The 13,764-nt window shown below is 66.4% G+C and carries 11 protein-coding genes; 5 read left to right on the forward strand and 6 right to left on the reverse strand.

Annotation, left to right across the window (positions count from 1 at the left end; genetic code table 11):
• The first annotated feature begins 3 nt into the window (after positions 1-3).
• From asnB to TEP_RS06775, 5 genes are all read left to right on the forward strand, one after another.
• Positions 4-1,947 (forward strand): asparagine synthase (glutamine-hydrolyzing), encoded by a 1,944-nt coding sequence (gene asnB, locus TEP_RS06755; protein WP_132824715.1) that lies wholly within the window; start codon positions 4-6, stop codon positions 1,945-1,947.
• Positions 1,948-2,013: 66 nt separating this feature from the next.
• Complete coding sequence (locus TEP_RS06760) at positions 2,014-2,574, forward strand: NAD(P)H-dependent oxidoreductase (protein ID WP_033831525.1); 561 nt, start codon at positions 2,014-2,016, stop codon at positions 2,572-2,574.
• A 213-nt stretch (positions 2,575-2,787) separates the two neighbouring features.
• Positions 2,788-4,218 (forward strand): replicative DNA helicase, encoded by a 1,431-nt coding sequence (locus TEP_RS06765; protein ID WP_117310796.1) that lies wholly within the window; start codon positions 2,788-2,790, stop codon positions 4,216-4,218.
• Between the two features lie 163 nt (positions 4,219-4,381).
• The gene (locus TEP_RS06770) at positions 4,382-4,594 is read left to right on the forward strand and encodes a hypothetical protein (RefSeq protein WP_132824716.1); all 213 of its coding nucleotides are present in this window, start codon (positions 4,382-4,384) and stop codon (positions 4,592-4,594) included.
• Entirely contained in the window at positions 4,591-4,851 is a 261-nt protein-coding gene (locus TEP_RS06775; RefSeq protein WP_132824717.1) for a hypothetical protein, read from the forward strand. Before TEP_RS06770 ends, TEP_RS06775 begins: the two co-directional genes overlap by 4 nt.
• 28 nt (positions 4,852-4,879) lie before the next feature.
• Here TEP_RS06775 and TEP_RS06780 read toward each other — a convergent pair whose 3' ends face one another.
• The 6 genes from TEP_RS06780 to TEP_RS06805 all read right to left on the reverse strand — a co-directional run bounded on the left by TEP_RS06780 (position 4,880) and on the right by TEP_RS06805 (position 13,513).
• Entirely contained in the window at positions 4,880-5,290 is a 411-nt protein-coding gene (locus tag TEP_RS06780; protein WP_132824718.1) for a hypothetical protein, read from the reverse strand.
• Positions 5,291-5,453: 163 nt separating this feature from the next.
• The gene (gene lpdA / locus TEP_RS06785) at positions 5,454-6,890 is read right to left on the reverse strand and encodes a dihydrolipoyl dehydrogenase (RefSeq protein WP_032951934.1); all 1,437 of its coding nucleotides are present in this window, start codon (positions 6,888-6,890) and stop codon (positions 5,454-5,456) included.
• Positions 6,891-6,953: 63 nt separating this feature from the next.
• Positions 6,954-8,153, reverse strand: coding sequence for a dihydrolipoyllysine-residue succinyltransferase (gene sucB / locus TEP_RS06790; protein ID WP_025876796.1), 1,200 nt, complete (start codon positions 8,151-8,153; stop codon positions 6,954-6,956).
• Positions 8,154-8,191: 38 nt separating this feature from the next.
• Positions 8,192-11,023, reverse strand: coding sequence for a 2-oxoglutarate dehydrogenase E1 component (locus TEP_RS06795; RefSeq protein ID WP_132824719.1), 2,832 nt, complete (start codon positions 11,021-11,023; stop codon positions 8,192-8,194).
• A 186-nt stretch (positions 11,024-11,209) separates the two neighbouring features.
• Positions 11,210-12,112 carry a GNAT family N-acetyltransferase gene (locus TEP_RS06800; protein ID WP_132824720.1) on the reverse strand — a complete coding sequence of 301 codons (903 nt, stop codon included), beginning with the start codon at positions 12,110-12,112 and terminating at the stop codon, positions 11,210-11,212.
• Between the two features lie 3 nt (positions 12,113-12,115).
• Complete coding sequence (locus TEP_RS06805) at positions 12,116-13,513, reverse strand: cupin domain-containing protein (RefSeq protein WP_132824721.1); 1,398 nt, start codon at positions 13,511-13,513, stop codon at positions 12,116-12,118.
• Positions 13,514-13,764: the final 251 nt, after the last annotated feature.

Genomic DNA, 13,764 nt, shown 5'->3' on the forward strand with positions numbered 1-13,764 from the left:
TGCATGTGTGGATTGGCAGGTATGTTGTTGCCGGCGGCACAGACGCCGGCCGAGGTCCTGCAGGCGCAGGCGCTGGCCATGGGCCAGGCGCTGCACCATCGCGGGCCGGATGACGGCGGTACCTGGGTCGATGCCGCCGCTGGCATTGCCCTGGCCCACCGGCGCCTGAGCATCCTCGATCTTTCACCGCTGGGCCACCAGCCGATGGCCTCGGCCGACGGCCGCTATGTGATGGCCTACAACGGCGAGGTCTACAACTTCGCCACGCTGCGCGCCGAACTGGAGCCGCTGGGGCATGCGTTCCGTGGCCATTCCGATACCGAGGTGCTGTTGGCCGCGATCCTGCAGTGGGGCGTCGAGGACACCCTGCAGCGCGCCAACGGCATGTTTGCCATCGCCCTGTGGGACCGCCAGGAACAGTGCCTGTGGCTGGCCCGCGACCGGGTCGGCAAGAAGCCGCTGTACTACGGCTGGGCCGGTGATGCCCTGGTGTTCGGCTCGGAGCTGAAGGCGCTGTGGCAGCACCCGGAGTTCGACAACGACATCGACCGCGATGCGCTGACGCTGCTGCTGCGGCTGGATTACATCCCGGCACCGCACAGCATCCACCAGCGCTGCTACAAGCTGATGCCCGGGCGCGTGCTGCGGCTGGATGCGGCGGCCGTGGCGGCTGGAGCCAGCGCACATCGCCCTGAGCAGGCGCAGCGTCCGTACTGGGACGCGCGCGCGCGCATGCAGGCGGCACTGGCCGCACCGTTCCAGGGCCGCATCGAGGAGGCCGAGGAGCAGCTGGATGGCCTGCTGCGCGATGCCGTGGCGCTGCGCATGGTCGCCGATGTGCCGGTGGGCGTGTTCCTGTCCGGCGGCACCGATTCATCGCTGGTGGCGGCGCTGATGCAGGCGCAGAGCGGGCAGCCGGTGCACAGCTTCAGCATCGGCTTCAGCGGCTCCCACCACGACGAGGCACCGTTGGCCAAGGAACTGGCCACCCACCTTGGCTGCGATCACACCGAGCTGTATGTCAGTGGCGCCGATGCGCTGGCGGTGGTGCCGCAGCTGCCGGCGATGTTCGACGAACCCTTTGCCGATGCCTCGCAGGTGCCGACCGCGCTGGTCGCCCGCCTCGCCCGCCAGGGCGTGACCGTCGCACTGTCCGGCGATGGCGGCGATGAGTTGTTCTTCGGCTATACCCGCTATGTACGCGCGCTGCGCAACTGGCAGATGCTGGGACGGGTGCCCGCGCCCCTGCGGCGCTGGATGGGTGCGCGTGCGCACCAGCAGGGCGAGGCGTCGCGCACCGGCGGGCTGGCCGCGTTGCTGGCCGAAACCGGCGCACGTGGCATCGGCGATGTGTATCGCAACCGCATCTCGCGCTGGCGCGATCCGGCGGCCGCGGTGATCGGTGCACGCGAAGCGGGCAGCTTCTACGATCTGGCCGATCCGCTGCATGGTGCCGGTACGCCGGCCGACGCGATGATGCTGGCCGACTTCGTCAGCTATCTGCCCGATGATCTGCTGTGCAAGGTCGACCGCACCTCGATGGCGGTCAGCCTGGAGGCACGTGCGCCCTTGCTGGACTGGCGCGTGGCCGAGTTCGCCTGGTCGCTGCCGCTGGGCTTCAAGCGCAGTGAGTCGACCAGCAAGGTGCTGCTCAAGCGCGTGCTGGGGCGGTATGTGCCGCAGTCGATGGTGCACCGGCCCAAGCGTGGATTCGGCGCACCGGTCAGTGATTGGCTGAAGGGCGACCTGAAGCCCTGGGCGGACGAATTGTTGCAGCCGGCGCGGCTGGAACGCGAAGGCGTGCTGTCGGCCGCCGCTGTGCAGCCACTGTGGCAGCAGTTCCTGGGCGGCCAGCGCAAGTGGCACACGCACCTGTGGAACGTGCTGATGTTCCAGGCCTGGCAGGACCACTGGCGGCAGATGCGTGCAGGCGTGAAGCGCACTTGATCTTCACCGGCGGGGAAGGGCGCGGCGGCTAGGCTGGCCCTCCCGCACCGTGAGGAGTATGTCCTGATGTCCGTCCCCACCATTGCTGTATTCGTCGGCAGCCTGCGCAAGGACTCCTGCAACCGCAAGCTGGCCCGCGCGCTGGAGAAACTAGCCGGTGACAAGGCGCGCTTCCAGTACGTGCAGATCGGCGATCTGCCGTTGTACGACCAGGATTTCGACGCCAGCTACCCGGCGCAGGGCACGCGCCTGAAGGACCAGGTGCGCGCCGCCGACGCCGTGCTGTTCGTGACCCCCGAGTACAACCGTTCCGTGCCGGGCGTGTTGAAGAATGCCATCGACATCGGCTCGCGCCCCTATGGTGACAGCGCTTTTGCGGGCAAGCCAGCGGCGGTGATCGGTGCTTCCATCGGCCAGATCGGCACGGCGGTGGCCCAGCAGCACCTGCGCAACAGCCTGGCCTTCCTGGACATGCACGTGCTTGGCCAGCCCGAGGCGTTCATCCACTTCAAGGATGGCCTGATCGATGCCGACGGCACGATCCACAACGAGGGCACGCAGACGTTCCTGCAGGGCTATGTGGACCGGTTCCTGGCCCTGATCGCGGTGCATGCCAAGGGCGACTGACGCCAGCAGCGGCGGTCCCCATCTGCGATAATGGCCCGCTTCGGGCGTCGCAACGACGCCCGTCGCAGGCAATGCGACGCCCTCGCGCCAGTCTGGACAGGCCCAGGCGGATATCCCCCGTTCTTCCACGGCTTATCCACAGGTTTGTCCATGGCCGCCGGACTCGGCGCATGCCTACACTCGTCTGGCCCCTTTTGCAGGAAACACCGCAGCATGTCCGCCCGTTCCGGCTTCCGTTCCAACCGCAGAGAGCGCGGCGATGGCTTCGACCGCGATCGCGATGAATCGCGTATCGACCAGTTGCGCGTGCCGCCGCATTCGGTGGAAGCCGAACAGGCGGTGCTGGGTGGCCTGATGCTGGCACCGGAGGCCTACGACCGGGTCAACGACCAGCTGACCGAGGGTGACTTCTACCGCCGCGACCACCAGATGATCTACCGGGCGATCCGCGAGCTGTCCGAGCGCGAACGCCCCTTCGATGCGGTGACCCTGGGCGAGTGGTTCGAATCGCAGGGCAAGATGGAGCTGGTGGGCGATGGTGCCTATCTGATCGAACTGGCCAGCACCACGCCGTCGGCGGCCAATATCGTGGCTTATGCCGAGATCGTGCGTGACAAGGCGGTGCTGCGGCAGCTGATCCAGGTCGGCACCGACATCGTCAACGATGGTTTCCAGCCCGAGGGCCGCGACAGCAGCGAGTTGTTGTCCGCTGCGGAAAAGAGCGTATTTGCCATCGCCGAACAGGGCGCGCGCGGCCGTACCGACTTCGTGGCCATGCCCGGTGCGTTGAAGGACGCATTCGAAGAGTTGCGCAACCGCTTCGAGAATGGCGGCAACATCACCGGCCTGCCGACCGGCTATACCGATTTCGACGCGATGACCGCCGGCCTGCAGCCGACCGACCTGATCATCCTTGCTGCGCGTCCTGCAATGGGCAAGACCACCTTCGCCCTGAACATCGCCGAATACGCGGCGATCAAGTCGAAGAAGGGCGTGGCGGTGTTCTCGATGGAAATGTCCGCATCGCAGCTGGCGATGCGCCTGATCTCGTCCAATGGCCGCATCAACGCGCAGCGCCTGCGTACCGGCCAGCTGGAGGACGAGGACTGGAGCCGGGTGACCGGTGCGATCAAGATGTTGAAGGAAACCAAGATCTTCATCGACGATACGCCGGGCGTGTCGCCGGAGATCCTGCGTTCCAAGTGCCGCCGCCTCAAGCGCGAGCACGACCTGGGCCTGATCGTGATCGACTACCTGCAGCTGATGAGCGTGCCGGGCAACAGCGAGAACCGCGCGACCGAAATCTCCGAGATCTCGCGTTCGCTGAAGGGCCTGGCCAAGGAACTGAACGTACCGGTCATTGCCCTGTCCCAGCTCAACCGCTCGCTGGAAACACGTACCGACAAGCGCCCGGTGATGGCCGACCTTCGCGAATCGGGCGCAATCGAGCAGGATGCGGACATGATCGTCTTCATCTACCGCGACGATTACTACAACAAGGAAAATTCGCCGGACAAGGGCTTGGCCGAGATCATCATCGGCAAGCACCGTGGTGGCCCCACCGGCTCGTGCAAGCTGAAGTTCTTCGGCGAGTACACCCGTTTCGACAACCTGGCCCACGACTCGGTCGGTTCGTTCGAATAGCGCCGACGGCGTTACGGTAGCGTCGGGCCACGCCCGGCGGATCTGCTCCCCAGCGGCAGGTTTCATCGCCCCCCAACCGGCTTTCGTCGCAAACCGTTTGCGGGCGACAGGGCAGGGTAGCAACGTGGTTGCAGGCGGCGGGGTGCCGCCGAGGGAGCCTCTGATGAAGACCTTGTTTGCGCTTGGTGTCTGGTGCCTGCTGTTCGTGCTGTGCTGGCCGTTGGCGCTCCTGGCGCTGATCGCCTGGCCGTTCGTGTGGCTGCTGAGCCTGCCGTTCCGCCTGCTCGGCATCACCTTCTCGGCACTGTTCGCTTTCCTGCGCGCGCTGTTCATGCTGCCGACACGCCTGCTGGGCGGCGGACCGGTGACCGCATGAGGCCGATCGTCATTGCGATGGTGGCGCTGCTGGTGGCGGCGCCCGCGTCCGGCAAGGAGCCGCCGTCGGCCTACCTGGAGCGCGGGCACGATCCTGCTTTGGCCGCCACCGCTGCGACTGCAGAGGATGCGCCCAGGGAATCCTGCCGGGTGGTGAAGCAGTGGAAGGCAGGGGAAACGGTCGTCCAGCACCGCATCTGTGACGATCCGCCGAAGAGGGCTGCCGCCAAGCCGGCGCCGCAGCCGATGCAGCGTTGATCCGCCATCTGCCGGTACGGCGGCGGCTTCAGGATGAGGGTGCCGCGGCGGCCGGCGGTGCCGGGAACACCTGTTCGCGCAGATCGCGGTAGACCATGATGATGCGGCCACGCGGCCGCACTACGAATTCAACCTGCAGCGGCGCGCCGGCGGTGGCTGCCGCCGGATGGGTCACCGTGCAGGGCTGCTTGATCCCACAGCGCCGCAGGGATACTTCCAGGCTGCCATCGCTGGCCGTGCGCACATCCGCGCCGGGTGAGTGGAAGAGCGTCTCGGCAGGCACGTGATAGCGGATCAGCACGTCGCCATCGCGTTGCGGCATCACTTCGACCGGCTGCACCTCGGCTGCGCGGTAGTCGGTTCTGGGTGGGGTGGCATTGCATCCGGCCAAGGCGAAGCCGAGCAGCAATGGCAGGCGGCAGAAGCGGGACAGGTGCATGATCGTACGGCTCCATGGAAATCGGCGGCGGCCACAGCATTCCCTGGCCGGTTGCATTGGGCCGGGTTGCAGGCGGGCGGTCAAGCGGCCAACAAAAAACCCCGCCGAGGCGGGGTTTTCCGTATCCAGCAACGCTGGCCAGTGGCCGGCACTACCCGATGGATCAGTTCGCCTTGTGGATCGCGCGCTTGCTCACGGCCATCGCCGCGTCGTGCACCACTTCCGACAGCGACGGGTGGGCGTGGCAGATCCGCGCCAGGTCGTCGGCCGAACCGCTGAACTCCATGGTCAGCACGCCTTCGTGCACCAGCTCGGACACGTTGGCGCCGACCAGGTGCATGCCCAGGATGCGATCGGTTTCGGCGTGGGCCAGAACCTTCACGAAGCCTGCCGGCTCGATCATCGCCACGGCACGGCCGTTGGCAGCGAACGGGAAGCTGCCGGCCTTGTACGGGATGCCCTCGGCCTTCAGCTGCTGCTCGGTCTTGCCGACCCAGGCCAGCTCCGGCTCGGTGTAGATGACCCACGGAATGGTGTCGAAGTTGACGTGGCCCGGCAGGCCGGCGATCAGTTCGGCAACCGCGATGCCTTCCTCGAAGCCCTTGTGCGCCAGCATCGGGCCGCGCACGCAGTCACCGACCGCCCAGACGCCGTTGACGCCGGTGTGGCAGTGCGCGTCGACTTCGATCTGGCCACGCTCGTTGATCTTGACGCCGGTTCCTTCGGCCAGCAGGCCCTTGGTGGCGGCGCGACGGCCGACGGCCACCAGCAGCTTGTCCACGACCAGCGACTTCTCGCCTTCGGCGTCGGTGTAGGTCAGGGCGACTTCCTTCTTCTTGCCCTTGCCGGTCACTTCGGCCTTGGAGACCTTGGCACCCAGGCGGATGTCCAGGCCCTGCTTCTTGAACTCCTTGGCGGCGGTCTTGGCCACTTCGGTATCGGCCGCAGCCAGGAAGTCCGGCAGCGCTTCCAGGATGGTCACTTCCGAACCCAGGCGCTTCCACACGCTGCCCAGCTCCAGGCCGATCACACCGGCGCCGATCACGGCCAGGCGCGCCGGCACTTCGGTGAAGTCCAGGCCGCCGACGTTGTCGACGATGGTTTCGCCGTCGAACTTGGCGAACGGCAGTTCGATCGAATCCGAACCGGCGGCGATGATGACGTTGGTGCCCTTCAGCTCGACGACCGAGCCGTCATGCTGGGTGACCTTGACCACGTTGCCCGGCTGCAGTTCGCCGAAGCCGTAATAGGCGGCGACCTTGTTGGCCTTGAACAGCATGGCGATGCCGCCGGTGAACTGCTTGACGATCTTGTCCTTGCGGCCAACCATCGCTTCGACGTCCATCTTGGCATCCTTGAAGCTGATGCCGTGGTCGCCAAAGATGTGGCCCATGTTCCAGAACTGGCGCGAGGAATCCAGCAGCGCCTTGGACGGGATGCAGCCCACGCGCAGGCAGGTGCCACCCAGGGCCGGCTTGCCGTCCTTGCCCAGCGCTGCGTCGATGCAGGCGGTCTTCAGGCCAAGCTGGGCCGCGCGGATGGCAGCGTGGTAACCGGCCGGGCCGGCACCGATGACGACGACGTCGAATTGTTCAGCCATTGAAATAGTCCTTGTTGCATTACCAGAACCCCTCCGCGCAGGCGCGGAGGGGCGGGAGGTCTCTTACAGGCCGAACAGCATGCGGCCCGGGTTTTCCAGCTGGTTCTTGATGTCCACCAGGAACTGCACCGAGTCCTTGCCGTCGATGATGCGGTGATCGTAGGACAGCGCCAGGTACATCATCGGCGCGATCACGACCTGGCCGTTCTGGGCGATCGGGCGCTCCTTGATGGCGTGCATGCCGAGGATGGCGCTCTGCGGCGGGTTGATGATCGGGGTCGACAGCAGCGAACCGAAGGTGCCGCCGTTGGTGACGGTGAAGGTGCCGCCCTGCAGTTCTTCCAGGCTCAGCTTGCCGTCACGGGCCTTCTTGGCGTAGTCGGCGATGGTCTTTTCGATGTCGGCGAACGACATGCGCTCGACGTTGCGCAGCACCGGCGTGACCAGGCCCTTCTCGGTCGACACGGCGATCGAGATGTCCGAGTAGCCGTGGTAGATGATGTCGTCGCCGTCGATGGAGGCATTGACCAGCGGGAAGCGCTGCAGCGCGTTGGCGGCGGCCTTCACGAAGAAGCTCATGAATCCAAGCTTGATGCCGTGTGCCTTGACGAACTCGTCCTGCAGTTCCTTGCGCGCCGCCGACACCTTGGACAGGTCGACTTCGTTGAAGGTGGTCAGCATGGCGGTGGAGTTCTTCGACTCCATCAGGCGCTCGGCGATGCGCTTGCGGATGCGGGTCATCGGCACGCGTTCTTCCGGACGTGCGCCACCGGCCTTGCCGGCGCCGCCGTTGCGGGCGAAGTTGACGATGTCTTCCTTGGTGACGGCGCCACGACGGCCGGTGCCGTCGACGTCGGCCGGGTTCACGCCTTCGGTGATGGCGGTGAAGCGGGCGCCCGGCGGCAGCGCGTCGGCAGCCGACTTGGCAGCCGGGGCCGGGGCAGCGGCGGCGGCCGGAGCAGCAGCGGCCGGAGCGGCCTCAGCCTTCTTCTCTTCGGCAGCCGGGGCCGGTGCAGCAGCCACGGCGCCTTCTTCGATGATCGCCACGACCTGGCTGGAAGTGACGGTGTCGCCTTCCTTGAACTTGATTTCCTTGATCACGCCATCGACCGGCGACGGCACTTCCAGGACGACCTTGTCGGTTTCCAGGTCAAGCAGGTTTTCGTCGCGCTTGACGGCGTCGCCCACCTTCTTGTGCCAGGTGGCGATGGTGCCGTCGGCGACGGATTCGGGCAGTACCGGGGCTTTGACTTCGGTGGCCATGCGGGAGCTTCCTGGTTTGTCTTCTAAATAGGGGAGAGTTATTCAGCGAACGAGTCGTTGAACGGGTTGACCAGTGCATCGGCGACCAGCTGCTGCTGTTCGCGGACGTGGTCAGCCATGTGACCGGCAGCCGGCGAAGCCGAACGTGCGCGACCGGCGTAATGCAGGCTCTGGCCATCGGCCAGGCAGAACTGCAGGTGGTGGCGGATCTGGTACCACGCGCCCTGGTTCTGCGGTTCTTCCTGCGTCCACACCACATCGGTGGCCTTGCCGTACTTCTTCAGTTCGGCAGCCAGCAGCGCACGCGGGAACGGGTACAGCTGCTCCACGCGGATGATCGCCACGTCGTCCTGGCCACGCTTGGTCTGGTCTTCCAGCAGGTCGTAGTAGACCTTGCCCGAGCACAGCACCACGCGCGTGACCTTCTTGGCATCTGCATTGGCATCGCCGATCAGGTGCTGGAACTCGCCATTGGCCAGCTCGTCCAGGGTCGACACGGCCAGCTTGTGGCGCAGCAGCGACTTGGGCGACATCACCACCAGCGGCTTGCGGGTGGTCAGGTGCTGCTGGCGACGCAGCATGTGGAAGGCCTGAGCCGGGGTCGACGGCACCACCACCAGCATGTTCTCCAGTGCGCACAGCTGCAGGAAGCGCTCCAGGCGCGCCGAGCTGTGTTCCGGGCCCTGGCCTTCATAGCCATGCGGCAGCAGCAGGGTCAGGCCGGAAATGCGGCCCCACTTTGCTTCGCCGGCAGCGATGAACTGGTCGATCACCACCTGGGCGCCGTTGGCGAAGTCGCCGAACTGGCCTTCCCAGATGCACAGGGTGTTCGGATCGGTGGTGGAGAAACCATACTCGTAGGCCATCACCGCTTCTTCGCTGAGCAGCGAATCGATGACGGTGGCCTTCTCCGGCGAATCCACCAGCTGCCGCAGCGGCAGGTAGTAGTTGTCGGTCTTCTGGTCGTGCAGGATCGCGTGGCGGTGGGTGAACGTACCGCGGCCGACGTCCTGGCCGACCAGGCGCAGCGCACTGCCTTCATCCAGCAGGGTTGCGTAGGCCAGGTTCTCGGCAAAGCCCCAGTCGCCCGGGATCTCGCCGGCAGCCATCTTGCGGCGGTCGTCGTACACCTTGGCCACGCGCGAGTGCAGCTGCACTTCTTCGGGCACGGTGTTGATCAGCTTGGCCAGCGCGACCAGCTTGTCCTTGTCGACCTTCGTCGACACCGGATCGGACAGCTTGCCTTCCAGCAACTTGGGCCAATCAACGAACAGCGGGCTGGTCGGCGGGGTCTTTTCGACCTTGGCCAGCTCGGTGGTCACTTCACCGGCATCGAGCTTCTCGCGGTACGCATCGACCATCGCCTTGCCGGCGCCGGCGGCGATCACGCCTGCCTTTTCCAGCTGCTCGGCGTACATCTCGCGGGTGGTGGCGTGCTTGCGGATCACCTGGTACATCAGCGGCTGGGTGATCGCCGGCTCGTCGGCCTCGTTGTGGCCCCAACGGCGGTAGCACATCAGGTCGATGACCACGTCCTTGGCGAACTTCTGGCGGAACTCGAACGCCAGCTGCGCGGCGAACACCACCGCTTCCGGATCATCGCCGTTCACGTGCAGCACCGGGGCGGCAATCATCTTCGCCACGTCGGTGGCATAGCGCGTGGAGCGCGTGTCCTGCGGATTGGAGGTGGTGAAGCCGACCTGGTTGTTGACCACGATGTGCACGGTGCCGCCAACGGCGAAGCCGCGGGCCTGCGACATCTGGAACAGCTCCATGACCACGCCCTGGCCGGAGAAGGCCGCGTCGCCGTGGATCAGGATCGGCATCACCTGCTTGCGTGCGGTGTCCTTGCGGCGTTCCTGGCGCGAACGCACCGAGCCGGCAACCACCGGGTCGGCGATTTCCAGGTGCGACGGGTTGAACGCCAGGGCCAGATGCACCGGGCCACCCTCGGTGGCCACGTCGGCGGAGAAGCCCATGTGGTACTTCACGTCGCCGGCCGAAGCGTGCTCGTCGTGCTCGAACTTGCCTTCGAATTCGTCGAACAGCTTGCGCGGGTTCTTGCCGAGGGTGTTGACCAGCACGTTCAGGCGGCCGCGGTGGGCCATGCCGATCACCACGTCCTTGACCCCATCCTTGCCGGCGCTGCGGATGATGGTGTCCATCATCGGGATCAGCGAGTCGCCGCCTTCCAGCGAGAACCGCTTCTGGCCGACGTACTTGGTGTGCAGGTAGCGCTCGAGGCCTTCGGCGGCGGTCAGCCGCTCCAGCGTGCGGCGCTGGGTGTCAGCGTCCAGCTGGTAGTTGCCACCGGCCAGTTCCAGCTTCCTGTAGATCCACTGGCGCTGCTCGACCTCGGAGATGTGCATGAACTCCGCACCGATCGAACCGGTGTAGGTCGCCTTCAGGCGCGCCAGCAGGTCACGCAGCTTCATGCGCGGCTGGCCACCCACGCCGCCGGTGCTGAACTCGCTGTTGAGGTCAGCATCGGACAGGTTGTGGAAGGGCAGGCCGAGGTCCGGGGTGTTGACCGGCGCGGCCAGGCCCAGCGGATCCAGGCGGGCATCCAGATGACCACGCGAACGGTAGGCGGTGATCAGACGACCGACATTGCGCTCGCGCTCATCGCCTGCACCGGTACCGGTGCCTGCTTTCAGCGCATCCTTGGCCGCGTCCGCGATGTGGGAAATGACGGCCGAGTGCGGAATGTCGCCCGCTTCGCGGCCCTTGAAGCCGTCGAAGTAGATTTTCCATTTGGGATCGACACTATCCGGGGAGACCAGGTACTGCTCGTACAGGTCCTCGACATAGGAGGCGTTGCCGCCGGCGAGTTGCGAAGATTGCGCAAACTGCTTCAGTTGATTGTCCACGATGGAGGGTGCTGATTCGCTTTGTGGGGTATGGCTTCAGAAGGACCCGGCACGAAGATGAATAGCCATGCACGGGCGCGTTCAAACGGCCAAATTGTACCCCCATCCGGACACGAAGGGGCAGCGACGAGGCCATCGGGCGTCCCCCGGTGTCGGTCCCAGACAGGTTGAGCGCACCGGTCGCGGTCAGATGCCGAGTGCGCGCAGTTCGCTGCATTCGCGCGAACGGTCCCAGACACGCTGCAATTGCTGCTCGAACGGCTGCGAACGTGCCGGCAGCGCGATTGCCGATTCGCCGTCGAGGCGATGGCCGATGAGACGAAAGTAGAAGTCGCCTGCATCGTTGAGCAGGCAGGCCGAGGCCAGGGCGCGATCGATCGGATCGGCGACCTCGCGGAACTGGATCACACTGGGCAGGCGCTGGAACAGCGCCAGCAGCGGCGCACCGGCGCTGGCGATGGCTGCGGCGTCATGCACGATCACCCGCAGCTGCTTGTCGTGGCGGGCGGTGACGAAGCGGCGCAGGGCCGCCTGTACCGGCGGCGCATCCAGCAGGCCGGGGTCCAGCTGCCGGCTGTGCAGCCACAATCGACGGCGGGCGCGGTGGATGATCGCCGTGGTGATCGCCACCGCTTCAGCGCGGCTGTCGATGGCGGAAACGGCCTGCAGGCGGCGCCGCATCTGCTGGTGGCCAATGCCGGCTTCTTCGAATTCGGGGCCTTCCGGAAGGAAGCCCTGGCGGGCGTAGAAGTCGCGTGCCGGCAGCTGCGCATGCAGGTGCAGCTCGGCCAGGCCGAGCTGGCGCCCGGCCTGCACCAGTGCCTCAAGCAGGGCCTCGCCAATGCCGTGGCCGCGATACGCCGCCAGCACCGCCATGCGGCCGATGCGGCCATCCGGTGCCAGCCGCCCGGTGCCGACCGGATGCCCGTCGGCATCCAGCGCCAGCACGTGGGCACAGACCGGGTCCAGGGCATCGCGCTCCAGGGCGGCGTCGATGCCCTGTTCCTGCACGAACACCCGCTGGCGCACGTCGTGGATGGCGACGTGGGCCTCGGCGTGAATGACCTGCTGGACCCGCAGCGGGCTCATGGCTCAGCCGCGGCCGGCGTCGCTGTCGTCTTCATCGTGGTCATCGAAGTTGACGATCACTTCAATACCGTCGTCGTGCACGGTCACCAGATGGACGTCATCGGACATCGAGTCAGCCTCGATCACCTCGACCTGCTCCTGGCCCTCGATCACTTCACCCAGCACCGCTTCCTCCTCGTCGGCGTACACCTCGTTCGGATCGATCAGCTGGAACACGCCGCCGACCAGCAACTGCTGGACCACCGCACGGCCCTTGTCGGACAGACTGCGGTAGGCGGCCGCGTCGAGCTGCTCGGCACCTGCCAGGCGCTGCGCGTCCTTGACCGGCAGGGCGAAGTCCTGGCCGCTGACATACAGGCTGGCACCGCGCTTGGCCCGGCGCCAGGCCAGGCGCGCCCACGGGTGGCGCTGCAGCAGCAGGCCCGACTGCAGGGCCTCCAGCACTTCTTCCTGCGGCGGCGCGGGCTGATGGGCCATCACCTCGCCGGCGGCGCGGTAGGTGGTGATGAAGCGGCCGAACCAGTCACCCAGCTTGTCCGGATCGTTCATGCGGATGGCGTTGAGCGCGGTGATCACCCGCGCCATCGCCACGGTGTCGATCTCGTTCGGGTCGGCCGGTGCCTTCAGGTCGGCGTCCTGGTAGCGGATGTTCTCGTCGGCGTCGGCGATCAACGTGTCCAGGTAGTCACTGATCAGCTCGGCCGAAGACGGTGCGCGCATGCCGAACGAGAACGTCAGGCACGGGTCTTCGGCAACGCCGTGATGCGGCACGTTCGGCGGCAGGTACAGCATGTCGCCCGGTGCCAGCACCCAGTCGTGGGTCGGCTTGAACACTTCCAGCAGCTTCAGTTCCACGTCGGGGCGGAAGCCCAGCGGCGGGCGCTTGCCCTTGATCGATTCACTGGCATCGATCTGCCAGCGGCGGTGGCCGTGGGCCTGCAGCAGGAACACGTCGTACTGGTCGACATGGGCACCGACCGAACCACCGGTAGCGGCGAAGCTGATCATCACATCGTCCATGCGCCAGCGCGGCAGGAAGCTGAAGTGTTCGATCAGGGCGCGCACGTCCTTGTCCCATTTGTCCACGTCCTGCACCAGCAGGGTCCAGTCGTGGTCGGGCAGGGCGGGGAAGATGTCTTCCTGGAACGGGCCGCTGCGCACGCGCCAGCTGTCCTGGGCCTTGTCGTGCTCGATCAGGCGGGCCAGCACGCCCTCTTCGCAGGCCAGGCCGGCCAGGTCTTCCGGCTGTACCGGGGTCTGGAAATCCGGGAAGGCATTGCGGATCAGCAGCGGGCGTTTCTGCCAGAAGTCACGCAGGAAGGTGGCCGGTGCCATGCCCAGCGGCTGGCCGCGGCGGGCGGTGACTTCGATCAGGGGAGAGGAGGACTTGCGGGCGGCCATGGGGAGTTCCTTGCAGCGGAAAGCGGGAGGGGCGGCGTGGCGGGCCGCCAAGGGCTCCATTGTCCGACGTTCGATGGGATTGCGCACGTGTGCTGGTTTGTCGCGGGGTGTCCGGCCAACGGCGGAGCCCCTCGTGGCGGTCAGGCTCACAAGCAAAAGCCGCGCTTGGCCGGGCGGGTGGGCCATGCAGGGGCGTTGGCGCCATGGATGGCCCCATCGAGCTTACAGGGACGTACTTGCAGCGTCCCCTG

Source organism: Stenotrophomonas sp. TEPEL, assembly GCF_004348785.1.
Taxonomy (GTDB): domain Bacteria; phylum Pseudomonadota; class Gammaproteobacteria; order Xanthomonadales; family Xanthomonadaceae; genus Stenotrophomonas; species Stenotrophomonas indicatrix.

Excerpts from the sequence above, each read along its gene's own strand:
- sucB (WP_025876796.1), bottom strand. The coding sequence starts at position 8,153 with ATGGCCACCGAAGTCAAAGCCCCGGTACTGCCCGAATCCGTCGCCGAC.
- TEP_RS06800 (WP_132824720.1), bottom strand. The coding sequence starts at position 12,112 with ATGAGCCCGCTGCGGGTCCAGCAGGTCATTCACGCCGAGGCCCACGTC.
- TEP_RS06765 (WP_117310796.1), top strand. The coding sequence starts at position 2,788 with ATGTCCGCCCGTTCCGGCTTCCGTTCCAACCGCAGAGAGCGCGGCGAT.
- asnB (WP_132824715.1), top strand. The coding sequence starts at position 4 with ATGTGTGGATTGGCAGGTATGTTGTTGCCGGCGGCACAGACGCCGGCC.
- TEP_RS06770 (WP_132824716.1), top strand. The coding sequence starts at position 4,382 with ATGAAGACCTTGTTTGCGCTTGGTGTCTGGTGCCTGCTGTTCGTGCTG.
- lpdA (WP_032951934.1), bottom strand. The coding sequence starts at position 6,890 with ATGGCTGAACAATTCGACGTCGTCGTCATCGGTGCCGGCCCGGCCGGT.
- TEP_RS06780 (WP_132824718.1), bottom strand. The coding sequence starts at position 5,290 with ATGCACCTGTCCCGCTTCTGCCGCCTGCCATTGCTGCTCGGCTTCGCC.
- TEP_RS06805 (WP_132824721.1), bottom strand. The coding sequence starts at position 13,513 with ATGGCCGCCCGCAAGTCCTCCTCTCCCCTGATCGAAGTCACCGCCCGC.
- TEP_RS06760 (WP_033831525.1), top strand. The coding sequence starts at position 2,014 with ATGTCCGTCCCCACCATTGCTGTATTCGTCGGCAGCCTGCGCAAGGAC.
- TEP_RS06775 (WP_132824717.1), top strand. The coding sequence starts at position 4,591 with ATGAGGCCGATCGTCATTGCGATGGTGGCGCTGCTGGTGGCGGCGCCC.